The organism is Janthinobacterium sp. LPB2021202312-11-4, from assembly GCF_037049705.1.
Taxonomy (GTDB): Bacteria; Pseudomonadota; Gammaproteobacteria; order Pseudomonadales; family Pseudomonadaceae; genus Aquipseudomonas.
On the sequence record NZ_JBAGKV010000033.1, the window covers coordinates 42,295 to 64,009 of the forward strand.

Genomic DNA, 21,715 nt, shown 5'->3' on the forward strand with positions numbered 1-21,715 from the left:
AGTCAGTCGATTCGATATCCTTTGTAGGGCATTTCCGTGAAGCAGAATCGCAGCCGGGCCGGCGATCTTTTCTGACAGCTACTTCGGATAAAGCGGCGGCAACCCGCTATCACCCACCGGGTCCTGAACCCGCTCGGCCAACGGGATCGCCCGGGTCGCGCGCCACAGGTCTTCACCTTGCCAGTGCTGGCCGGTTTCGCTGTAGAGCGCGCCGTTCAAACCGTCCAGTGCGTCCGACAGCGGCACGAAACGCGCCGCCATGTCGGCCAGGGTTTCCGGTTGTTGCCGGGCCCAGGCGTCGAGGGCCTGGCGGGTGGCGTGGGGATCGTTGGCCTGGCAGGCACGCTTGAGTTCGTCGAGCACTGTACGTGGGCTCGGGCCGGTTTGCGCGGCGCGCAGGATTGCCGGTTGCCAGCGAGCGCGCCACCACAGGCCGAAGCCGAGCAGGGTGGTGCAGGCGAAGATCACCGTGCTGAGTTTCCACCACCACAAGGCTTCGCTGTCGGCGGCGTAATTCACTTGCGCAGTGCCCGCCGGAGTGTCGACCACCAGACTCGGATTGTTCGTCACTTGCAGGGTTCGGGCCGGCAGGCTGCTGTGTTCCAGATGATCTTCGAAGGTGTTCCACCAGACCACATCCACCGTCGGTAACTCGAGGGTGCCGCTGTGGGCGGGCACCAGGGCTTCACGGTCCTCACGGCTGCCGATCAGGCCGCGTTCGCTGTTCTGGTTGCCCAGCACCGGTTGGTCCGGGTAGCGGCGCAAGCCGCTGATATCGGTGGCGGGCAATGGCGGCAGTTGCGAACTGGCCAGGCCTTCGGCTTTCAGGGTCAGGCTGCGGGTCAGGGAGTCGCCGACCTGGGCGTGATCCGGTTCCGGGTTCCAGCTTTCGCTCAGGCTCAGGCTGCGGGCAGGCAACCAAGGGGCGTCGGCCGGGTAGGTGGCGGGTTTGGCCTTGACCGTCAGCGGTATCTCGGCGGAGCTGACGCGCAGCAATTTGCCGGATTTGGGCCCTTGCGCGGAGGCGTCCTGGGCCGGTTGCGTGTCCACCAACGTGGCGCTGAACACCTGCGTCGGGATGGTCAACACACCGCTGTGCTGGGGAAAGATCGCGTAGCGCATTTCGATTACGCCATGGCGCAGGCCATTGATGACCTTTTCATAGGTGCGCGACTCGCCCAGTTGTTCGATGCGCGCATCGGGAATCTGCAACGGGGTCAGGCTGCTGTCGTCGTACAGCGACACCGAATGGTAGATGCGCAAGGTCAGGATCGCCTGGGCCTGCACGTACACGCTGGCCTGGTCGAGGCTGGCCTCGATAAACACCGGTGCCAGGGTTTTTGCGGTGTCCTGGTTTTCGCTTTCGACCACTTGAATGCTGATCGGCTGACTGCGGACTTCGCCCAATTGCAGCGACGGGATCTCGACGCTGCCGTTTTGCTTGGGCAACAGCGTGATGATCCAGCGTGTGGTGGCGCGGTTGTCGCCGTTGATCGTGGTCAATTGGTTGACCTGGCGGGTGCCGCGCACTTCGAACAGCGGTTCCAGCGGCGTCAGGTCGGGTTTGCCGAACAGCGTCACGTCGTTGGATTCCAGGGTCAGCTCGACCGTTTCGCCGGAGTTGAGGCGACTACGGTCGACACTGGCGACCAGCCCCGCAGCCTGGGCCTGAACAGTCCAGAAAAGCAGGGCGAGCAAGAAAGCGGTGAAGCGGGTCATCGAGTTTTTCCCTGATCCTGATGTTGTTGCTGTTCGTACCAGAATTTGCGCCGGAGCAATTCGCCGGGGTCATCCGGAATCTTGCGCAGCCATTGCTCCAGCGCCTGGGCTTGTTCGCCTTCCAGGCTGTCGTTGGCCGGACGCCGTGGTGGCGTGGTGCTTTGCTCATCACCCAGTTCGCTGCCCGGTACCTCGTTGGCCCCCGGTTGCGGCGCGGCGGTGGACGACTGTTCGGTGTCTGGCGTGGCGGGTTGAGCATCGGTTTTCGGCTCGCCGCTGCTCGACGGTTGTGTCGCAGAGCCGGGTGGCGGGCCTTCGCTGGTCGTCCCGCTCTCGTCGCCTTCAGTCTTGTCCGGTTCAACCGCCGGCGGCGTGGCTTTCTGTTTGATCAGGCTTTCCACCAACGCCTTGTTGGTCAGCGCCGGACGCAAATCCGGCTGCCGCTCCAGGGCCTGGTCATAGGCATCCAGCGCGGCTTCCAGTTCACCGCTTTTGGCCAGGGCGTTCCCCCGATTGTAGTGCGCCCGCGCGTCGTTGCCTTGGGCGAAGCGCTCGGCGGCACCACTGTAGTCGCCGGCCTCGTAGAGCGCGACGCCTTGCCATTGTGGGTCTTCGAAGTGTTGCGCGGCTTCGGCCGGGTGTTCCTGCCTGAGCAAATGCAGGCCCCGTTGATCGGGACGCAGCCACAGGTCTTCAAAGTCGAACGCGTAACTCGGTTGCGGCAGCAGAAACAGGAGCGGCAGGCAGAACAACCAGCCCCGACGCCCGGCAAAAGAGGCCAGCAGCAACAGCGGCAGCAACAGCCAGTAACCCTGATCGGCCCAGGTGTCGAGGCGCAGGGTCTGGCCATCGTTACGCAGGTTGCGCGGGCCATCGAGCAGGCCGAGGGCGCCGAGGTCGGCATCGTCCAGCCTTGACGCGTGGTAGCGGCCGCCCAAGTCACTGGCGAAGGCCTTCAAGCCTGGATTGTCCAGGTGCGGCACCAGAATCGCGCCTTGGTCGTCCTTGAGGAAGCTGCCGTCTTCTTGAGCCACCGGCGCCCCCTCGGGGGTGCCGACGCCGAGCATCAAAAATTCCGTGGACTTGCCGTTCAGGGCCCGCTCAATGCCGAAGCGCTCCTGTTCGTTCAGGGACGAGCCGATCAGCAAGATCCGGCCCTGACCGAGTGCACCCTGATCCAGCAGCGCCAGGGCCTTCAACACCGCCAGATCGGCGCGATGACCGGCCTCGGGCATCAACGAAGGCTTGAGTGCGTCCAGCAGGTTGCGGCTGGTGGACAAGTCATCCGACAGCGGCACCAGCGTGTGGGCACTGCCGGCGTAGACGACGATCGCGGTCTGGGCATCGCTGCGGCTTTGCAGCAGGTCGAACAGCTTGCGCTTCGCTTGTTCCAACCGGGTCGGCGGGCTGTCGGTGGCGAGCATTTCCGGGGTCAGTTCGAGCAGCACCACTAACGGGTCGGCGGGTTTCTGGCTGGTTTGTTCAACCCGTTCCCAACTCGGCCCGAGCAACGCGCCAATGGTCAGCACCCAGGCCAGGCCCAGCACCACCCACGGCAATTTGCTGTCATGACCTTTCCCGCCGCTGAGCAGCGCCGCGTGGAAGGCCGGCGGCAGAATCATCTGCCAGCGCCCGGCGCGTTTCTGCCGGTGCCAGAGTTGCCAGAGCAACCAGCCGAGCACCGGCAACAGCATCAGCCACCACGGGCGGAACCAGTAAGGCCAGAGCGCACTCATCGGCGCCTCCGCAGGCGCAGGCGTTTAAGCCGCTGGCGCCAGTCCGGCAATTGGCTTTGCAAAAACAGGTCCTTGCTGAGGAAGCGTTGCAGCGGGTTGTCCGGCCAGCGCTCGCGCACCACCAGCAACAGGCTCAACAGCAACGCGAAGGCCAGCGGCCAGTGATACAACGCCTGGGCCGGGCGGGCCTGGGTCGGTTGCTGGGTCACCGGTTCCAGTTTGTCGAGGGTGGCCCTGATCGCTTCCAGTTCCTTGCCGTCACGGGCGCGGAAGTACTGGCCACCGGTGGCTTGGGCGATGGCTTTCAGCGCCGGCTCGTCGAGGTCCAGGCTCGGGTTGACGCCGAGGAAGCCCAAGGTACCGCTTTGCTCCGGGTCGGCGCCGATGCCGATCGGGTAGATTTTCACCCCTTCATTGGCGGCCAGTCGCGCGGCGGTCAGTGGGTCGATTTCGCCGCCATTGTTGGCACCGTCGGTGACCAGAATCAGCACGCGGCTTTGCGCCGGACGCATCCGCAAGCGCTTGAGGGCCAGGCCGATGGCATCGCCGATGGCGGTGTTCTTGCCGGCGATGCCGATCCGCGCTTCATCGAGCCAGACCCGCACCGTGCGCCGGTCGAAGGTCAGCGGCGCTTGCAGATACGCCTGGCTGCCGAACAGGATCAAACCCACCCGGTCGCCTTCGCGGCTTTCCAGAAAATCACCGAGCAAGTGCTGCACCAGCGAGAGCCGGCTGACGTCTTCGTCCTGCCATTGCATGTCGGGGAAATCCATCGAGCCGGACACGTCCACCGCCACCAGCAGGTCGCGGCCACTGGCGGCAATCGGCAGCGGTTCGCCGAGCCATTGCGGGCGCGCGGCGGCGATCAGCAGCAACAGCCACAGCAGAATAAACGGCGCTTGCTGGCGCCAGGCCGGCAGATTGGCGCGGGCACGGCGGCGGGTCAGGCCTTCGAGGTCGCTGAGGAAGCTGACTTTAAGCGCCGGTTCGCCGCTGTCGGCCACCGGCAGCAGCACGCGCATGAGCCACGGCAGCGGCAGCAGCGCGAAGATCCACGGCCAGGCGAACTCAAACATGTTTGCGAATCCAGGTGTCGACGGCTTGGGTCAGGCCGGCGATGGCCTTGTCGTCGAGTTTGCATTCGGGTTTGTAGGCGCCTTCCACCAGCACCATCCAGCGCGTCAGGCCGGCGGCAGGGCAGCGGTTGTCGAGGAACGCCAGCCATTTGCGGCCGTTGAGGGTGTGGCTCTGGCTGTAGGGGTAATGGTTGCGGCACAAGCGTTTGAGCAAGCCGTTGAGTTGCTGCAACCAGGCCCCGGCCGGCGCGCCGTCGTAGGGTTTGGGCATCTGTGCCAGTTCGACCAGGGCGGCGATGCGCACCGGGTCCAGCGGTTGTTCGGCGCGCACGATGGGGCGTTTGTCGGGAATGAACCGGCGCAATTGCCACAGGCCGAAACCGATCAGCGGCAGCAACAACAGCAATAGCCACCAACCCGGCGCCGGCGGCCAGAAACCAATGGGTGGCGGGGTCATCAGCGGTTGCAGTTGTTCGAGGCTGCTCATCGACCTTTCCCCGGTTTCTGTGGGTTCAGGTATTCGCGCAGTTGCTCGACCATCTCGCTTTGGGTGCTTAAGGGCATCAACAACACCCGCAGCTTTTGCGCGAGCAATTCCCAGCGGGCGATGCGCGCTTCGGCCTGGGCGCGGTAGGTCTGGCGCAGGTCGAAATTCAGCGTGTCGAGTTCCAATTGCGCGCCGCGTTCGGCAAAACGCAAAAGCCCGGCGGCGGGCAGGGCGTGGTCCAGCGGATCGGATAGCGGCAGCAGTAACAGATCGCAATGGCGCGACAACAGGCTCAGTTGTTGCTCGGAACCTTCGGTCAGTGCGCGTTCGTCGCAGATCACGATTACCAGGCTGCCGGGGCGCAACACCTCGCGGGCGCGGCGCAGGGCCATGTTCAGCGAATCGCGGTTCTGCTCGCTTTCGGTGTGCAGCGACTGGTTGACCCGCACCAGTCGGTTGAGCAATTGCAACAGGCTCTGCTTGCTGCGCCGGGGCTTGATTTCGTAGTGCTCGTTATCGCCGAACACCAAGCCGCCGATCCGGTCGTTATGCCCCAGGGCGGCCCAGCCGATCAGGCTCGCGGCTTGGGCGGCGAGCACCGATTTGAACATCAGCCCCGAGCCGAAAAACAGCCGACGACTTTGCTCGACCATGATGAAAATCGGCCGCTCGCGTTCTTCATGGAACAGTTTGGTGTGCGGCTCCTGGGTGCGGGCGGTGACGCGCCAGTCGATGGTGCGCACGTCGTCGCCGGCCTGATAGACCCGCACTTGATCGAAATCGACACCACGGCCGCGCAGCTTGGAGTGGTGCAGGCCGATCAACGGGCTGCGCTGGCTCGGCGTGGAGAACAATTGCACTTCGCGCACCCGATGGCGCATCTCGATCAGCTCGGCGAGGCTGACGCGGATGCCCGGCTCGGGCGGCAGGAGGGCGTTCATCGGGGTCAAGCGACGGCTACGACGTCGAGAATCCGCTGGACCACCCGGTCCTGATCGATGCCCGCCGCTTCGGCTTCAAAGGACAGAATGATGCGGTGACGCAACACGTCGAACAGCACCGCTTGAATGTCTTCCGGGCTGACGAAGTCGCGTCCGGCAAGCCACGCGTGAGCGCGGGCGCAGCGGTCGAGGGCAATCGAGCCGCGCGGGCTGGCGCCGTAGGCGATCCATTCGGCCATTTCCGGGTCGAACTTGGCCGGCGTGCGCGTCGCCATGACCAGTTGCACCAGGTATTCCTCCACGGCGTCGGCCATGTACAAGCCGAGGATTTCCTTGCGTGCGGCGAAGATTGCTTGCTGGCTGACCCGGCGTTCAGGCTTGGTTTCGCCGTTGAGGGCTTCGCCGCGAGCCTGTTGCAGGATGCGCCGTTCGACGGCGGCGTCCGGGAAACCGATTTTGACGTGCATCAGGAAACGGTCGAGCTGGGCTTCGGGCAGCGGGTAGGTGCCTTCCTGCTCGATCGGGTTTTGCGTGGCCATCACCAGAAACAGCGGCGACAACTCGTAAGTGCTGCGCCCGACGCTGACCTGACGCTCGGCCATGGCTTCGAGCAGCGCCGACTGGACCTTGGCCGGGGCACGGTTGATTTCGTCCGCCAGCACCAGGTTGTGGAAGATCGGGCCTTGCTGGAACACGAAGCTGCCGGTTTCCGGGCGATAGATCTCGGTGCCGGTGATGTCGGCCGGCAACAGGTCGGGGGTGAACTGGATGCGATGGAACTGCGCTTCGATGCCTTCGGCGAGCTCTTTGATGGCCTTGGTCTTGGCCAGCCCCGGTGCGCCCTCGACCAGCATGTGGCCGTCGGCGAGCAAGGCGATGAGCAAGCGCTCGATGAGTTTTTCCTGGCCGAGAATCTGCGTTGAAAGAAAGGTTCGCAGCGCAAGCAGCGCTTCACGATGTTCCATCGATGACTGTTCCTGGAAAGGGTGACCGAAGACGTTCGAATAACGCCAGGGCTGGGGGCGTTACTTTAATGCATCGCGGGGGGTGGCGACTAACGGCATTTTTCAGAAAATGTGCGGTGGGTGGGGAAGATCAAAAGATCGCAACCTTCGGCAGCTCCTACACCGACTGCGTTCGACGCAATGGCCATGCACCACACGGCCCCTGTAGGAGCTGCCGAAGGCTGCGATCTTTTAGCGATCTATCAGGCGAGCTCGCTTATATAGGTGCCCGTGCCCTTGAGAATGTTCTGCAAGGTTTCTTCCACCTCAGCCAAATCACTGGCATCGGTGTTGTGAATGATTTCCAAAGAGTCATCACCATTGAGCGCATCCACATCGCCCGCTGCGATTTCGATCAGCAGGCGGGTAGGGCTGAGGGTGACTTTCACGCCGTCCAGGGTGGACGGCTCGCCGTCGAGGGTGATGTCCAGCGCATCCTCGTCCGGGTAGCGGGTCATCAGGAACATATCGCCCTGATCACTGTGGCAGCAGAGCATGGCCATGTTGTCTTCTTCGTCATCGCACGGGTTGACGATCAAGAGGGCGGTGGTCATTTGCATGGGGAATTCCTGGCTCGACGAGCATGGTGAAGACGAACAAACGGCGATTCTGCCAGCAGACGGGAATTTCTGCTCGTTTGAGTGTCAGAGCCCGTGTCGTGAACAACCGGTGTGTTGCTGGTCATTTCTGGCACGGATGTGCCGCAAAACCGGGCTTAAACCTCCCGTTTTGCCGCGTGGCTGCTAGTGTTGTCCGATGCACAAGGCGCAAGCTGCGTGCGGATGACCGAATATGTCGCAGCGCCGCAAGCACAGGCGTTGCCGCACTCGTTAAGCTGCGCATCGAATGGATACCCGTAAAGGCATTGTGCAATTCATCGTACAGTCGCTTTTGCCGATACCCATTCATGGAAGGTGAATGTGACCTGAGTGTCTCGTCCAGCTTCACCCACCTGTCTCCCTGTTTCCTCTGCCCGAGAATCAGGAACAGGGTGACGGATCGCCCCGAAAGGGGTTATGCACGCGACGCTTCCATCAATAACAAGCCCAAGCGGAGTACCACAGATGGCGTTCTTCACCGCAGCCAGCAAAGCCGACTTCCAGCACCAACTGCAAGCGGCACTGGCGCAGCACATCAGTGAACAGGCACTGCCACAAGTGGCGCTGTTTGCTGAACAATTTTTCGGCATCATTTCCCTCGACGAGCTGACTCAACGTCGGTTGTCCGACCTCGCCGGCTGCACCCTTTCTGCGTGGCGCCTGCTTGAGCGCTTCGATCACGCGCAACCGCAAGTGCGCGTCTACAACCCTGATTACGAACGCCACGGCTGGCAGTCGACCCACACCGCGGTCGAAGTGCTGCACCACGACTTGCCCTTCCTCGTGGACTCGGTGCGTACCGAGCTGAACCGTCGCGGCTACAGCATCCACACCTTGCAAACCACTGTGCTGAGCGTGCGTCGCGGCAGCAAGGGCGAGTTGCTGGAAATCCTGCCCAAGGGCACCCAGGGCGAAGGCATTCTGCAAGAATCGCTGATGTACCTGGAAATCGACCGTTGCGCCAACGCGGCCGAACTCAACGTCCTGAGCAAAGAGCTGGAACAGGTGCTCGGCGAAGTCCGCGTCGCGGTCGCCGATTTCGAGCCGATGAAAGCCAAGGTCCAGGAAATCCTGACCGGCCTGGACAACAGCCAGTTCGCTGTCGATCCGCAAGAAAAATCCGAAATCAAAAGCTTCCTGGAATGGCTGGTGGGCAACCACTTCACCTTCCTGGGCTATGAAGAGTTCGTGGTTGAAGATGAAGCCGATGGCGGCCACATCGTTTACGACCAGAATTCCTTCCTCGGCCTGACCAAGCTGCTGCGTACCGGCCTGACCTACGATGACCTGCGCATCGAAGACTACGCCGTGAACTACCTGCGCGAACCGACCTTGCTGTCGTTCGCCAAGGCTGCGCACCCAAGCCGAGTGCACCGTCCGGCTTACCCTGACTACGTGTCGATCCGCGAAATCGACGCCGACGGCAAAGTCATCAAGGAATGCCGTTTCATGGGCCTCTACACCTCCTCGGTGTATGGCGAGAGCGTGCGGGTCATCCCGTACATCCGCCGCAAGGTCGAGGAAATCGAACGCCGCTCCGGCTTCCAGGCCAAGGCTCACTTGGGCAAGGAACTGGCGCAGGTCGTCGAAGTACTGCCCCGTGACGATCTGTTCCAGACCCCGGTCGATGAACTGTTCAGCACCGTGATGTCGATCGTGCAGATCCAGGAACGCAACAAGATCCGCGTGTTCCTGCGCAAAGACCCGTACGGCCGCTTCTGCTACTGCCTGGCCTACGTGCCGCGCGACATCTACTCCACCGAAGTGCGCCAGAAGATCCAGCAAGTGCTGATGGATCGCCTGAAAGCCTCGGACTGCGAGTTCTGGACCTTCTTCTCCGAGTCCGTGCTGGCCCGCGTGCAACTGATTCTGCGCGTCGATCCAAAGAACCGTCTCGACATCGACCCGGTCCTGCTGGAAAAAGAAGTGGTTCAGGCCTGCCGCAGTTGGCAGGACGACTACGCCAGCCTCGTTGTTGAAAGCTTCGGCGAAGCCCATGGCACCAACGTGCTGGCAGACTTCCCGAAAGGCTTCCCGGCCGGTTACCGCGAGCGTTTCGCGGCGCATTCGGCGGTGGTCGACATGCAGCACCTGCTGAGCCTGACCGAAAAAAATCCGCTGGTGATGAGCTTCTATCAGCCGCTGGGCCAGGTGTCCGGTCAGCGCGAGCTGCATTGCAAGCTGTACCACGCCGATACCCCGCTGGCGTTGTCCGACGTGTTGCCGATCCTGGAAAACCTCGGCCTGCGCGTGCTGGGTGAATTCCCGTATCGCCTGCGTCACAACAATGGCCGCGAGTTCTGGATTCACGATTTCGCGTTCACCGCCGCCGAAGGCCTGGAACTCGATATCCAGCAACTCAACGACACGCTGCAGGACGCCTTCGTCCACATCGTGCGTGGCGATGCCGAGAACGATGCGTTCAACCGTCTGGTGCTGACCGCTGGCCTGCCATGGCGCGACGTGGCACTGCTGCGTGCCTATGCCCGTTACATGAAGCAGATTCGTCTGGGCTTCGACCTGGGCTACATCGCCAGCACCCTGAACAACCACACCGACATCGCTCGCGAGTTGACCCGGTTGTTCAAGACCCGTTTCTACCTGGCGCGCAAACTCTCCGGCGATGACTTGGAAGACAAGCAGCAGCGCCTGGAACAAGCCATCGTCAGCGCGCTGGACGACGTTCAGGTGTTGAACGAAGACCGTATCCTGCGCCGCTACCTGGACCTGATCAAAGCGACTCTGCGCACCAACTTCTACCAGACTGATGCCCAGGGCCATAACAAGTCCTACTTCAGCTTCAAGTTCAACCCGCACCTGATCCCTGAGCTGCCGAAGCCGGTACCGAAGTTCGAAATCTTCGTCTACTCGCCTCGCGTCGAAGGCGTGCACCTGCGCTTCGGCAACGTTGCTCGCGGTGGCCTGCGCTGGTCCGACCGTGAAGAAGACTACCGCACCGAAGTCCTGGGCCTGGTAAAAGCCCAGCAAGTGAAGAACTCGGTCATCGTGCCGGTTGGCGCCAAGGGCGGCTTCCTGCCGCGTCGCCTGCCATTGGGCGGCGGTCGGGACGAGATCGCGGCCGAGGGCATCGCCTGCTACCGCATCTTCATCTCGGGCCTGTTGGACATCACCGACAACCTGAAGGACGGCGCGCTGGTTCCGCCGGCCAACGTCGTGCGTCATGACGACGATGACCCGTACCTGGTAGTGGCGGCGGACAAAGGCACTGCGACTTTCTCCGACATCGCCAACGGCATCGCCATCGACTACGGCTTCTGGCTGGGTGACGCGTTTGCGTCCGGTGGTTCCGCCGGTTACGACCACAAGAAAATGGGCATCACCGCCAAAGGCGCGTGGGTCGGCGTACAACGCCACTTCCGCGAGCGCGGCATCAATGTCCAGGAAGACAGCATCACGGTCGTGGGCGTCGGCGACATGGCCGGTGACGTGTTCGGTAACGGCTTGTTGATGTCCGACAAGCTGCAACTGGTCGCAGCGTTCAACCACCTGCACATCTTCATCGACCCGAACCCGCAACCGGCCAACAGCTTCGTCGAGCGTCAGCGCCTGTTCGACCTGCCGCGTTCGGCCTGGTCGGACTACGACACCAGCATCATGTCCGAAGGCGGCGGGATCTTCTCCCGCAGCGCGAAAAGCATCGCGATTTCCCCGCAGATGAAAGAGCGCTTCGACATTCAGGCTGACAAGCTGACCCCGACCGAACTGCTGAACGCCTTGCTCAAGGCGCCGGTAGACCTGTTGTGGAACGGCGGCATCGGCACCTACGTCAAGGCCAGCACCGAAAGCCACGCCGATGTCGGCGACAAGGCCAACGATGCGCTGCGCGTGAACGGCAACGAACTGCGCTGCAAAGTCGTGGGCGAGGGCGGTAACCTCGGAATGACCCAACTGGGTCGTGTCGAGTTCGGCCTCAATGGCGGCGGCTCCAACACCGACTTCATCGACAACGCCGGTGGCGTGGACTGCTCCGACCACGAAGTGAACATCAAGATCCTGCTGAACGAAGTGGTTCAGGCCGGTGACATGACCGACAAGCAACGTAACCAGTTGCTGGCGAGCATGACCGACGAAGTGGGCAATCTGGTGCTCGGCAACAACTACAAGCAGACGCAGGCGCTGTCTCTGGCCGCCCGTCGTGCCTTGCCGCGTATTGCCGAATACAAGCGTCTGATGAACGACCTGGAAGGCCGTGGCAAGCTGGATCGTGCCATCGAGTTCCTGCCGGCTGAAGAAGCGATCAACGAGCGCGTTGCGGCAGGCCATGGCCTGACCCGTGCCGAACTCTCGGTGCTGATCTCCTACAGCAAGATCGACCTCAAGGAAGCGCTGCTCAACTCCCTGGTGCCGGACGACGATTACCTGACCCGCGACATGGAAACCGCTTTCCCGCCATCGCTGGTGAGCAAGTTCTCCGAAGCCATGCGCCGTCACCGTCTCAAGCGCGAGATCGTCAGCACCCAGATCGCCAACGATCTGGTGAACCACATGGGCATCACCTTCGTTCAACGACTCAAAGAGTCGACCGGCATGAGCCCGGCGAACGTGGCCGGCGCTTATGTGATCGTGCGTGACATTTTCCATCTCCCGCACTGGTTCCGTCAGATTGAAGCCCTGGATTACCAGGTTTCCGCTGACGTGCAACTTGAGTTGATGGACGAGCTGATGCGTCTGGGCCGTCGCGCTACGCGCTGGTTCCTGCGCAGCCGTCGCAACGAGCAGAACGCTGCCCGTGACGTCGCGCACTTCGGTCCACACTTGGCAGCGCTGGGCCTCAAGCTCGACGAACTGCTGGAAGGCCCGACCCGCGAAGGCTGGCAGACCCGTTATCAGGCGTACGTCGCCGCTGGCGTCCCTGAGTTGCTGGCGCGCATGGTTGCAGGCACCACTCACCTGTACACCTTGCTGCCGATCATCGAAGCGTCGGACGTGACCGGCCAGAACGCAGCAGACGTCGCGAAGGCTTACTTCGCCGTCGGCAGCGCGCTGGACATCACCTGGTACCTGCAACAGATCAGCGCGCTGCCGGTTGAAAACAACTGGCAGGCCCTGGCCCGTGAAGCGTTCCGTGATGACGTGGACTGGCAGCAACGTGCGATCACCATCTCGGTCCTGCAACAGGGCGACGGCACCCAAGACGTGGAAACACGCCTGGCGCTGTGGATGGAAGCGCACGAAGGCATGATCGAACGCTGGCGCGCCATGCTGGTGGAAATCCGTGCCGCCAGTGGCACGGACTACGCCATGTACGCCGTCGCCAACCGTGAGTTGCTGGACCTGGCGTTGAGCGGTCAGGCGGTAGTGCCTGCCGCTGCGGCCCTTGAGCTGGAACCGGTGGCCTGATCAGCCGCTGAATGAAAAAACCCCTTCTTGAGAGAGAAGGGGTTTTTTTTTGATGATTTAACTCAGGTAGCGCAGGACAAAAGGATTGGCGTCTCCTGCGCTGTCGTACAACCCTGTGACGATGATCCGGCTGCCGTCCAATCCCATCGATGTACCGATATCAGAGGATTCACCGACGTGGGTACGCACTAGTCCCGTTTCATCACCGAAAGTTAGATCCTGTGTTCCATGCGCTGAAAAGCGGCGAAGGATGACGTCTACCTCCTCCCGTCTGCCCAGGCTGTTCCCCTGAACGACAATTTTCGCGTCTGATTGCGTTACGACAGAAATCCATTCAAACCCGGTCGGGTTATCGTCCTCTACGGTTTCCAAGGGTCGGCCATTATTAAAAAGAGGATCGAATGTGCCTGAAGCGGTCAAACTTAAAAGCAGGCACTTGATGAGGCCGGTAGGAGTAACAACCTTGCCAGCGGCGACGATATTTCCATTGTCTTGTAGAGCGATTGAGGAAAGAAGACGAGATTCACCTGATGAGTTGTTGAGGAAAAATCCATCGTCTCCAAAACTTGAATCCAATGTGCCGTCAGCCAAATAACGTGCCACCAACCCTGCGGTCCCTGACTCTCTCGGGATGGCGGCGACGCCTGCAACGATAATTTTCCCGTCGGGTTGAGACAGTTTTGTGAATACCGTCGTTGAATAACTCGGATGTTTGATGAACGTAAATCCCCGGCCTTCGTTAAAGCTCGTATCGAAAGTACCATCAAGGTTGAGACGAATAAGCAGCCCAGTTGTTAGGTGTTGGGTGTCGGTGTAATTGCCGATTAACAGGATTTTATCGTCGGGTAAAAGAACTGCGCCATCGGTGCTATAAGTGAGTTGATCATCTGACAGTTCAGGGCGAGTAGTAGTCTCGCCTTTTAGAATAGGTACCCGAATCACCAATGTGCCTTGATTACCGAATTGGGTATCCAGACTGCCATTCGCGTGGTGACTTGCGAGTGCAGGCACTCCCTCGTTATCGAGTTCCGACTCGTAACGACGTCCCGATAGCAGGATTTTGCCGTCTTCCAACAAGATGATGCTGGCGCCGCGAGACCTGAATCCTTCCTCAAACATGCCCGTCACAACGCCTTCCTGACCGAATGACGTATCGGCACGCCCATCCGCTTCCAGACGGATGATGGCGTAGTCATCACCGAACGTGCCCGCCAGAACCAACTTGCCATCGGGGGCCACGGTGAAACCCCTGACAGATCCCACGGGATCGGGGGGATAGACCGGGAACGCTTTACCTCCATTACCGAAGGTGGGGTCCAGGGAGCCAGCGGGAAGTTTGGATGCAGTAGCCATGGCATTTCTCCTTGAAAACTCATCACGTCTTGTCAATTGAAAGGGTCAGAACGAATTTGATTCTTCGCAATCTGAGTCTTCTTTTATGCAAGTTTCCAATGCTGGCGTCTACTGTCAGAGTTGACAGGTGGCGGGTAATAAATCGCGATAAAAAGTTTGTTTTGACGCTTTTTAAAGTTGTCAACTGTCAGTGCTGACAGGTGTGAGCGAGTCATGGCTTTTGTGGTGCCGGCGTATCACGGTAGTTCGGCAGGGACAAGGTGACGGGATTGAACGACATCATCGCGAGGCACTGCCCTGCGATGATGTATTCGGCAAGTACGGATTACTTGAAGACTTTCATGGTCTCAGCATTCATCGACAATTTATCTGCCGGCCTGGTCAATAAATTGCTGAGCGACTGGTCAAACTTCTGAAGTGCGCGAACTTGCACGTCCTGTTGCTGATTAATATCCGCCACAATCTCCTGGCTACGTTTAAAGTCCGCCCAGACCGGGCTCAACGATTTAGCGTCATGGCCTTGGGCCGTACCGATGTAATTGAACTTCGCATCATAAAAGTCCGCGCTGACATCGGCCTTGATGTCCGAGCTGCGAGAGGTCATCAATTGGCTGTGGGTGTCGACAATCGCGACCACATCCGGCCTGGCGGCGCGCAGGCTTTGCATGTCCGGATAGACCGTCACCGAGCCGAATTGACGCTGTAATGAGGCCTTGACCCCATCGATGGCAAAGTCCGGGTTGGATGTGGCGACGTAAGCATCGTGGATCGGCTGCACAAGCAGGCTCTGGCCGAAACCGGTGCCGGCGTTGGCCTGGTAGTGGCGTAGATAGTCGCGATTGGCCTGGGTGCCGGGGCTGTAGACAATGCCCAGGGACACCGTGCTGCCGCTGGCAACACTGGTGGCGGCGGATCGACCGACCGGTGCGCTGAATAATGTATCGAGGGCGGAGACGGATTTAGGCGCGGTGGGGACGGAGCATCCAACTAACAGTGCTGCAACAGTCAATGTACTGACAAGCACAAGTTTCATGGTGTATCTCCAGTGAAACAACAGGGGCGAACGTTAAGTATTACCGGTGTTAATCGGTGGTGAACTCAGCCTAAACCTGTCTTTACGCCATGAAACGGTCCATCCGTGCACTTATTGACTGATGCCTAGTTTTGTTTGGTGTAAGTACCGGAGGTTAATTGCGTCGGGTAATAAACAGGCCCGAATCATTGATTCGAGCCTGTTTATTTATGGCTGATGCAACAGCGATCAGTTTTTCAAGGGGATCAACACTTTCTCGTCCGGCGACAACACCATGAACACCAACAGTTTGGCCGGTTGGGTCGCACTGGCGTTTTTCGAGACCAAATGCTCGGAGCCGGCCGGTTCATACCAGTACTCGCCGGCCTTGTAAGTGATCGCCTTCTGGCCTTTGACCTGCGAGGTAATCTGGCCCGAGAGCACATACGCCATGGCCGTGCCATCGTGTTTGTGGGCGATGGACGCCTGGCCGGGTTTGTAGTCGACCTCAATCATCATGGCTTTTTTGCCGGGCACGTTTTGCAGCAGTTCGTCTTGCAGCACCGTGACCTTTTCCGACGGGTCGTGGGCGAAGGCCGAAGCGGAAACGGTCAGGGCCAGGGCGGCCAGTAAATGCAGAGCTTTCATGGGGGATCACCTGGGGTGGTTAGTCGTCAGGGACCACAGTAAGCCGCGACTCAGGGCAATAAAACGGCCAATTTTCGGGAAGGTTGGGAGACCAATAGGCCGTCCGGAAGCAAAAGATCGCAGCCTTCGGCAGCTCCTACAGGGGAACGCATTCCAATGTAGGAGCTGCCGAAGGCTGCGATCTTTTGATCTTGTTGTTAAACAATCGGAAAACTATTGAAATCCACGGCATTGGCCAAGCGGCTATCGATCAAACCAATAAAACCTTGCACTTCGGGGCAGTTGAAATGCGATTGCATGGCCGCTTCCGATTGCCAGTGGGCGCTGACGTTCCAGCGGTTGCTGTCCTCGGGGCAGCGGTCGACCATATAGGAATCGCAGCCTGGAAGTTCGCGCAGGGTTTCGACAATCTTTTGCAGTTGCTTGCCCAGTTCTTCCGAGCGGCCGGCGGCGGCCTGTACCTGTACGGTATTGATCACTTCGTTGGACATTACTCACACTCCTGAATCAGGCCGGACGAATCCTGCTCACTGAGGGATAACGCCCCTGCAGAATAGGCCTGCACCGTCGGACCGCCAATAGCCAATCGCCGGATAAACTCCCAGACCAATAGCCTAGGCAACCTGCTGCAAGAGGTCCCTTAAACGGTCCAGCGCAGTATCGATGTCCAGGGTTTCGATGGCGCCAAACCCCATCAACAGCCCGGCACGTGGTGTTCGTTGATAGTAAAAGCCCTGGATGGAATAGAGCCCGACTTCGACTTTCCGGGCCAGTTCGATGAGCAGCGGCATGTCGATCGACACCTTGCACAGCACCACCATGTGAAACCCGGCGACGGTCGGCACCGCCTCGAACCACGGTGAGAGATCGCCGGACATGCGCGCCAGAATCCGTTCGCGGCGACCGGCGTAAATCGTGTGGCAACGCCGAATGTGCTTGAGCAGGCAGCCTTCGGCGATGAACTTGGCCAGCGCCCATTGCGGCAACGTCGAGGTGTGCAGGTCGGTGAGTTGCTTGGCGCGGATCACCGCTTCAAGGATCGCCGGCGGCAGGATCGTGTAACCGAGCCGCAATTCTGGCAGCAAGGTTTTCGAGAAGGTGCCGACGTACGCGACGATGCCGCGCTCGTCCATGCTTTGCAGCGAATCGGTGGGCCGGCCTTCGTAGCGGAATTCGCTGTCGTAGTCGTCCTCAATGATGATCGCCCCCAGTTCATGGGCCCGCTCCAGCAGGGCGACCCGGCGTGCCTGGCTCATCGGCATGCCCAGCGGGAACTGGTGCGACGGCGTGACATAAATCAGCCGCGTGCCATCGGGAATCAACTCGACCTGAATGCCGTCGGCGTCCACCGGCACCCCGACCACCGTGGCGCCATGACTGCCGAACAACAGGCGCGCGGGCGGGTAACCGGGGTCTTCCATCGCCACCAGGCTGCCGGCCTGGATCAACACCCGGGCAATCAGGTCCAGGGCTTGCTGGGCGCCGTTGCACACCACCACGTCTTCGTCCTGACAGTTCACACCACGGGAAAACGCGATGTGCCGGGCAATCGCATTGCGCAGCGCCGGCAAGCCTTCGGGCAGGCTGTAGAAACCCTTGGCCCCGGCGATCTGGCGCAGTGCGTGGGAGGTGCAGCGGCGCCAGTCGTCCTGGGGGAATTGGCCCTTGCTGGTGGCGCCGCCGATAAAGTCGTAACGCAGCGAACCTTCCAGGGTCGGGTGGCGCAAAAACACCGGCAGGTTGCGCCAGGATTCAATCACCTCACTGCTGGCCAGCTCCGAATGGCTTTGCTTGCGCTGGATTTTTGCGGGTCGGGCGTTGACGTAAGTGCCTTTGCCGGTGACCCCGGTGAGGAAGTTTTCGTAGGTCAGTTGCGAGTAGGTGTCGGAAATGGTCTTGCGCGAAATGCCCAGTTGTTCGGCCAGCAAACGGCTGGGCGGCAGTTGCGTGCCGGCTGCCAGGCGACCGGTTTCGATGGCGCTGCGCAGTTGTTGGTACAACTGGCCTGCCAGGTCTTTACGGCCGTTGATGACAACATGAAGTTCCATACCGGCGGGGCTCCTGGGGCGACTGTGAGTCGCGCCAGATTACCCCCATTGCGCCGCGCTGTAGAAGTTGCGTGGGCGAAAAGCCGCGCATTGGTCTGCCGGCGTGCTGGTCCACGGTTTTTTCGTGGAATTGGAGCTGTAACGCCGGCGCATCAACGCCTACCGTGCCAATACACATTTGCGCTGCGAGGTCCTCCTATGAATCCGCGTCTGGACTACTACAGCGCGTCGCCCAAAGCGATGAAAGCGATGATCGCGATGGAGGCCTTGACCAGCAACCTGAGCATCGAGGTGCCGTTGCTGCACCTGATCAAAATCCGCGCCTCGCAACTCAACGGCTGCGCGTTCTGCACCGACATGCATTCGGTGGATGCGCGGCGCCTCGGCGAGACGGACCGGCGTTTGTATTCGATCGTGGTCTGGCGCGACAGCAACTTCTTCAGCCCTCGGGAACGGGCCGCGCTGGCCTGGACGGAGGCGGTGACGCTGCTCTCTGAAAGCCATGTGCCGGACGATGTCTATGCGCTTGCCCGGGAGCAATTCAGCGAAGGCGAATTGGTTGATTTGACCGTTGCCGTGACCACGATCAATAGCTGGAACCGGTTGGCCGTAAGCTTCCGCCAGACCCCCAGCGACTGACACTGCCAGCCGGGTGCAATCTCTGTGGGAGCGGGCTTGCTCGCGAAAGCATTTTTAAAGTCAACATTGATGCAGGCTGAGACACCGCTTTCGCGAGCAAGCCCGCTCCCACAGGGGAGATCACTTGCCTATCAACAGCGGTGAAGTCCCGGCAGTCGGCGCCGGTCGTTGCGGTTTCACCGATGTGCCAAAGGTATTGCCCATGCGTGTACTGGTCGCGGCAGGCGTTGCCAGGCCCACCTGATTCGGCGGGCGTTTGTTCACCGGGTCGCTCATTGCTTGCTGATTCTTCTGCGCTGCCGCCGCGCCTTGGGGGTTGTTGCCCATCTGCTGGCTCAAACAGCCATAGTCCGGCGCCTTGTAGCCACCGACGCTGACCTCGACACACCCCAGCGCTTCTTCGGCCTGTGCCGCGCTCACGCCTCCCATCAGCAGCACGCCTGCCGCCACGCTCAATAGACACTTCATTGATGGCCTCCTGGCCGGCCCGACCGGGCCGCTCTGGGGTTGAGTCTAGTGCAAAGCGCCTGCGCGTCCCGTGATGGTTTTTTTGCACCGGCCGTCACACCAGATTCATATACAGCCCTCAGGATGACGGTTTTCAGGGGTACGTCAGCCGTGCAGCGAGGCAGAGCCAGGGACGGGCGTCGGGGTTCAGTGATCAGGGCTCGAAGCGTGTTGCGCGGCGTGGTGTGCCTGTGGCTGCTGATGTGGCTGATGCCGGCCCGCTCCCAGGGTGAGCCGCCCCAGGCCTGGAACACTTACGAGATCGCGGCGCAGGATCTGAGCAGCGCCCTCGAAGCCTTCAGCCGCAGCAGCGGCATGGCGGTGCTGGTGGATCGACAACTGACTCGCGGTCGGCGTTCGATCGGGGTCCAGGGCCGCTTGACCGCGACTCAAGCACTGAACACCTTGCTGGTCGGCACCGGGCTGATGGCGCGTTACGCCCGCGCCGATGCGTTCACCTTGCAGGTCGCGCAAGTGGCGCCCGTGCCGTTGCCGCCGGGTGCTACGTCCAGTGGCAGCCCGGTCGGCAGCAGTTACGCGCTGGCGATCCAGTCGGCCATCGAGCGTCGCTTGTGCGCGTCAGCCTTGACCCGCCCCGGTGGTTATCGGGCGCTGCTGCAAGTCTGGATCGGCCGCGATGGCGCGGTGCAACACAGTCGTCTGGTCACCTCCAGCGGCGATGGCCAGCGCGACGCGGCGCTGGTGGACAGCGTGCAACACCTCAAGATCGAACGGTCACCGCCCAGCGCCTTGCGCCAGCCGGTGACCTTGCTGCTCGTACCGGACTCATCAGGAAAACGCATGGAATGCACACAGCAGGAAGGAGCCTTCGGGGCATGAAAGACAGCGGACAGAGTTCGATGGTCAGGCTGTTCCTGACGTCCTACGACGATTTCAAGGTGCGCCTGCGCCGCCGCCTCGGCTCCGAGGACCTGGCCAACGACGTGTTGCACGAAACTTACCTGCGCGTGGACCGCATGGTCGAGCCGCCCAACCTGACCCAGCCCAACGCCTACCTCTACCGCATGGCGCTGAACATCGCCGCCGACCGCCGCCAGTCCGACGCGCGCCTGCTCACCGGTTCGGAAGTCGAGGAACTGTTGCAGGTCTCTGACGAGGCCCTCGACCCGGCGCGGGTGGTGGGCGGGCAGAAGGAAATCCAGACCTTGCTCAAGGCCCTTTACGAACTGCCCGCACGGCGTCGCAAGATCTTCATCGCCGCGCGCCTGGAAGAGGCCCCACACCTGGAAATCTCCCAGCGCTTCGGCATCTCCACGCGCATGGTCGAAAAGGAAATCAAAGCCGCGTTGGGCCATTGCGCGGCCCGTTTGGAAAGAAAAGTGATTCAGCGGTTCGGTCCCGGGGCAGGAAAACCGTCTTGAAAGAAGAGAATGAACTAATCCGTGAGTATCCCCGCGCTTGAACATTTTTCGTTTCCCATCGCCTGAGCCTTCCCCCGAAGATCGCTTGCACCGCGAAGCCCGGGACTGGCTGGTCCTGCTGACCTCAGGCCAAGCCACCGCCGCCGACGCCCGGGCCTTGCGCCACTGGTGCGCGCAAAGCGCCGAACATGCCCAGGCGTTCGAGCGCAGCAAGGTGTTGTGGCACGCCCTGAAACCGGCCACTGAAGCCTTGCAGGCGCCCCGGCACTTGGGGCGACGAGCCTTTCTCGGCGGTGCGGTGGCGGCCTCGGCGGCGCTGTTTTTGGTGCGCTACACGGTGCCCGGCGGTTTTTCCGGGATTGGCGCCGATTACATCACCGAAGTGGGCGAACAGCGCCGGTTCGATTTGGGCGATGGCGTCAGCCTGGAACTCAACACCCAGACCCGCATCAGCCGTCGCGAACTGGCTGGCGGCGGGCAAGGTATCGAGCTGTTGAGCGGCGAAGTCGAAGTGCTGGCGCGCCAGACCACGCCGTTGAAAGTCCAGGCCGGGGCAGGGTGGTTGAGTGCCAGTCAGGCGCGTTTCAACTTGCGCAACACCGATCAAAGCGTCTGCGTGACTTGCCTCGACGGCGCCTTGCAAGTGGACGTGCAAGGCCAGCGCATTCGTCTGGAGTCCGGCCAGCAACTGACCTACAGCGCCCAACACGTCAGCGCCCCGCAAACCGTCGACACCTCGGCGGTAATCGCCTGGCGTCAGCAGGTGCTGGTGTTCAACGACGCGACGTTGAGCCAGGTGATCGACGAGATCAACCGTTATCGGCCGGGCATGTTGCTGCTGCTCAACCCGGAGTTGGGCAAACGCAAGGTTCAGGCAAGGTTCAGCCTCGACCAATTGGCCGGCGTGGCGTTGCTGATTCGCGATGCCTATGGAGCCACATGTACCGAATTGCCGGGCGGGGTGGTGGTGCTGAGCTAAACGCCATGCCCAAGGCCCAAAGGGATTTTGTGGCGAGGGCGCTTACTCCAGTCGGCTCGCGCAGCGGCCCCAAAACCCGCCGGCTCGATCACACCGAGCCAGATCTGAAACCCCATACCTGTGGGAGCGGGCTTGCTCGCGAAAACGGTGTGTCAGGCACACCAATGCTGACTGACACGCCCTCTTCGCGAGCAAGCCCGCTCCCACAAGGGTTTGGCGGTGCA

General features: G+C 61.2%; 18 protein-coding genes. 5 read left to right on the forward strand and 13 right to left on the reverse strand.

What is annotated here, in order from left to right; genetic code table 11:
- Positions 1-78 precede the first annotated feature (78 nt).
- The 7 genes from V5E99_RS26250 to V5E99_RS26280 form a co-directional block, all read right to left on the reverse strand.
- Positions 79-1,719 (reverse strand): BatD family protein, encoded by a 1,641-nt coding sequence (locus V5E99_RS26250; protein WP_499805198.1) that lies wholly within the window; start codon positions 1,717-1,719, stop codon positions 79-81.
- The gene (locus tag V5E99_RS26255) at positions 1,716-3,455 is read right to left on the reverse strand and encodes a tetratricopeptide repeat protein (RefSeq protein WP_499805200.1); all 1,740 of its coding nucleotides are present in this window, start codon (positions 3,453-3,455) and stop codon (positions 1,716-1,718) included. The genes V5E99_RS26250 and V5E99_RS26255 overlap by 4 nt, the downstream gene beginning before the upstream one ends.
- Positions 3,452-4,531: a vWA domain-containing protein gene (locus V5E99_RS26260; RefSeq protein ID WP_499805201.1), complete on the reverse strand. Its 1,080-nt coding sequence runs from the start codon at positions 4,529-4,531 to the stop codon at positions 3,452-3,454. Before V5E99_RS26260 ends, V5E99_RS26255 begins: the two co-directional genes overlap by 4 nt.
- Complete coding sequence (locus V5E99_RS26265) at positions 4,524-5,018, reverse strand: DUF4381 domain-containing protein (RefSeq protein ID WP_499805203.1); 495 nt, start codon at positions 5,016-5,018, stop codon at positions 4,524-4,526. The genes V5E99_RS26260 and V5E99_RS26265 overlap by 8 nt, the downstream gene beginning before the upstream one ends.
- Positions 5,015-5,959, reverse strand: coding sequence for a DUF58 domain-containing protein (locus tag V5E99_RS26270; RefSeq protein ID WP_499805204.1), 945 nt, complete (start codon positions 5,957-5,959; stop codon positions 5,015-5,017). The genes V5E99_RS26265 and V5E99_RS26270 overlap by 4 nt, the downstream gene beginning before the upstream one ends.
- 5 nt (positions 5,960-5,964) lie before the next feature.
- Positions 5,965-6,924, reverse strand: a complete 960-nt coding sequence (locus tag V5E99_RS26275; RefSeq protein WP_003218556.1) for an AAA family ATPase — start codon at positions 6,922-6,924, stop codon at positions 5,965-5,967.
- 242 nt (positions 6,925-7,166) lie between these two features.
- Positions 7,167-7,523, reverse strand: a complete 357-nt coding sequence (locus tag V5E99_RS26280; RefSeq protein WP_499805210.1) for a hypothetical protein — start codon at positions 7,521-7,523, stop codon at positions 7,167-7,169.
- Between the two features lie 504 nt (positions 7,524-8,027).
- Here V5E99_RS26280 and V5E99_RS26285 point away from each other — a divergent pair.
- On the forward strand, positions 8,028-12,923 hold the full coding sequence (locus V5E99_RS26285) for an NAD-glutamate dehydrogenase (RefSeq protein WP_499805211.1): 4,896 nt from the start codon (positions 8,028-8,030) through the stop codon (positions 12,921-12,923).
- Positions 12,924-12,980: 57 nt separating this feature from the next.
- Here the strand turns inward: V5E99_RS26285 and V5E99_RS26290 are convergent, their stop codons facing one another.
- The 5 genes from V5E99_RS26290 to pdxR form a co-directional block, all read right to left on the reverse strand.
- The gene (locus V5E99_RS26290; RefSeq protein WP_499805213.1) at positions 12,981-14,276 is read right to left on the reverse strand and encodes a hypothetical protein; all 1,296 of its coding nucleotides are present in this window, start codon (positions 14,274-14,276) and stop codon (positions 12,981-12,983) included.
- A gap of 325 nt (positions 14,277-14,601) precedes the next feature.
- Positions 14,602-15,309 (reverse strand): hypothetical protein, encoded by a 708-nt coding sequence (locus V5E99_RS26295; protein WP_499805214.1) that lies wholly within the window; start codon positions 15,307-15,309, stop codon positions 14,602-14,604.
- 228 nt (positions 15,310-15,537) lie between these two features.
- A complete protein-coding gene (locus V5E99_RS26300) occupies positions 15,538-15,936 on the reverse strand; it encodes a cupin domain-containing protein (RefSeq protein WP_499805215.1) in 399 nt (132 codons plus the stop codon).
- 197 nt (positions 15,937-16,133) lie between these two features.
- Complete coding sequence (locus V5E99_RS26305) at positions 16,134-16,427, reverse strand: putative quinol monooxygenase (protein ID WP_499805216.1); 294 nt, start codon at positions 16,425-16,427, stop codon at positions 16,134-16,136.
- Positions 16,428-16,550: 123 nt separating this feature from the next.
- Entirely contained in the window at positions 16,551-17,984 is a 1,434-nt protein-coding gene (gene pdxR, locus V5E99_RS26310) for a MocR-like pyridoxine biosynthesis transcription factor PdxR (protein WP_499805217.1), read from the reverse strand.
- Between the two features lie 198 nt (positions 17,985-18,182).
- Between pdxR and V5E99_RS26315 the strand changes: the two genes are divergently transcribed.
- Positions 18,183-18,623 (forward strand): carboxymuconolactone decarboxylase family protein, encoded by a 441-nt coding sequence (locus V5E99_RS26315; RefSeq protein ID WP_499805218.1) that lies wholly within the window; start codon positions 18,183-18,185, stop codon positions 18,621-18,623.
- A 120-nt stretch (positions 18,624-18,743) separates the two neighbouring features.
- Here V5E99_RS26315 and V5E99_RS26320 read toward each other — a convergent pair whose 3' ends face one another.
- Positions 18,744-19,091 carry a hypothetical protein gene (locus tag V5E99_RS26320; RefSeq protein ID WP_499805219.1) on the reverse strand — a complete coding sequence of 116 codons (348 nt, stop codon included), beginning with the start codon at positions 19,089-19,091 and terminating at the stop codon, positions 18,744-18,746.
- A gap of 189 nt (positions 19,092-19,280) precedes the next feature.
- Between V5E99_RS26320 and V5E99_RS26325 the strand changes: the two genes are divergently transcribed.
- From V5E99_RS26325 to V5E99_RS26335, 3 genes are read left to right on the forward strand one after another with little or no spacing between them, the layout of a single operon-like run.
- Positions 19,281-19,970 (forward strand): secretin and TonB N-terminal domain-containing protein, encoded by a 690-nt coding sequence (locus V5E99_RS26325; protein ID WP_499805220.1) that lies wholly within the window; start codon positions 19,281-19,283, stop codon positions 19,968-19,970.
- On the forward strand, positions 19,967-20,512 hold the full coding sequence (locus tag V5E99_RS26330; protein WP_499805221.1) for an RNA polymerase sigma factor: 546 nt from the start codon (positions 19,967-19,969) through the stop codon (positions 20,510-20,512). The genes V5E99_RS26325 and V5E99_RS26330 overlap by 4 nt, the downstream gene beginning before the upstream one ends.
- Positions 20,513-20,549: 37 nt before the next feature.
- Positions 20,550-21,491, forward strand: a complete 942-nt coding sequence (locus V5E99_RS26335; protein ID WP_499805222.1) for a FecR family protein — start codon at positions 20,550-20,552, stop codon at positions 21,489-21,491.
- Positions 21,492-21,715: the final 224 nt, after the last annotated feature.

Coding starts and splice junctions, on each gene's coding strand:
- V5E99_RS26250 (WP_499805198.1), bottom strand. CDS start 1,719: ATGACCCGCTTCACCGCTTTCTTGCTCGCCCTGCTTTTCTGGACTGTT.
- V5E99_RS26255 (WP_499805200.1), bottom strand. CDS start 3,455: ATGAGTGCGCTCTGGCCTTACTGGTTCCGCCCGTGGTGGCTGATGCTG.
- V5E99_RS26260 (WP_499805201.1), bottom strand. CDS start 4,531: ATGTTTGAGTTCGCCTGGCCGTGGATCTTCGCGCTGCTGCCGCTGCCG.
- V5E99_RS26265 (WP_499805203.1), bottom strand. CDS start 5,018: ATGAGCAGCCTCGAACAACTGCAACCGCTGATGACCCCGCCACCCATT.
- V5E99_RS26270 (WP_499805204.1), bottom strand. CDS start 5,959: ATGAACGCCCTCCTGCCGCCCGAGCCGGGCATCCGCGTCAGCCTCGCC.
- V5E99_RS26275 (WP_003218556.1), bottom strand. CDS start 6,924: ATGGAACATCGTGAAGCGCTGCTTGCGCTGCGAACCTTTCTTTCAACG.
- V5E99_RS26280 (WP_499805210.1), bottom strand. CDS start 7,523: ATGCAAATGACCACCGCCCTCTTGATCGTCAACCCGTGCGATGACGAA.
- V5E99_RS26285 (WP_499805211.1), top strand. CDS start 8,028: ATGGCGTTCTTCACCGCAGCCAGCAAAGCCGACTTCCAGCACCAACTG.
- V5E99_RS26290 (WP_499805213.1), bottom strand. CDS start 14,276: ATGGCTACTGCATCCAAACTTCCCGCTGGCTCCCTGGACCCCACCTTC.
- V5E99_RS26295 (WP_499805214.1), bottom strand. CDS start 15,309: ATGAAACTTGTGCTTGTCAGTACATTGACTGTTGCAGCACTGTTAGTT.
- V5E99_RS26300 (WP_499805215.1), bottom strand. CDS start 15,936: ATGAAAGCTCTGCATTTACTGGCCGCCCTGGCCCTGACCGTTTCCGCT.
- V5E99_RS26305 (WP_499805216.1), bottom strand. CDS start 16,427: ATGTCCAACGAAGTGATCAATACCGTACAGGTACAGGCCGCCGCCGGC.
- pdxR (WP_499805217.1), bottom strand. CDS start 17,984: ATGGAACTTCATGTTGTCATCAACGGCCGTAAAGACCTGGCAGGCCAG.
- V5E99_RS26315 (WP_499805218.1), top strand. CDS start 18,183: ATGAATCCGCGTCTGGACTACTACAGCGCGTCGCCCAAAGCGATGAAA.
- V5E99_RS26320 (WP_499805219.1), bottom strand. CDS start 19,091: ATGAAGTGTCTATTGAGCGTGGCGGCAGGCGTGCTGCTGATGGGAGGC.
- V5E99_RS26330 (WP_499805221.1), top strand. CDS start 19,967: ATGAAAGACAGCGGACAGAGTTCGATGGTCAGGCTGTTCCTGACGTCC.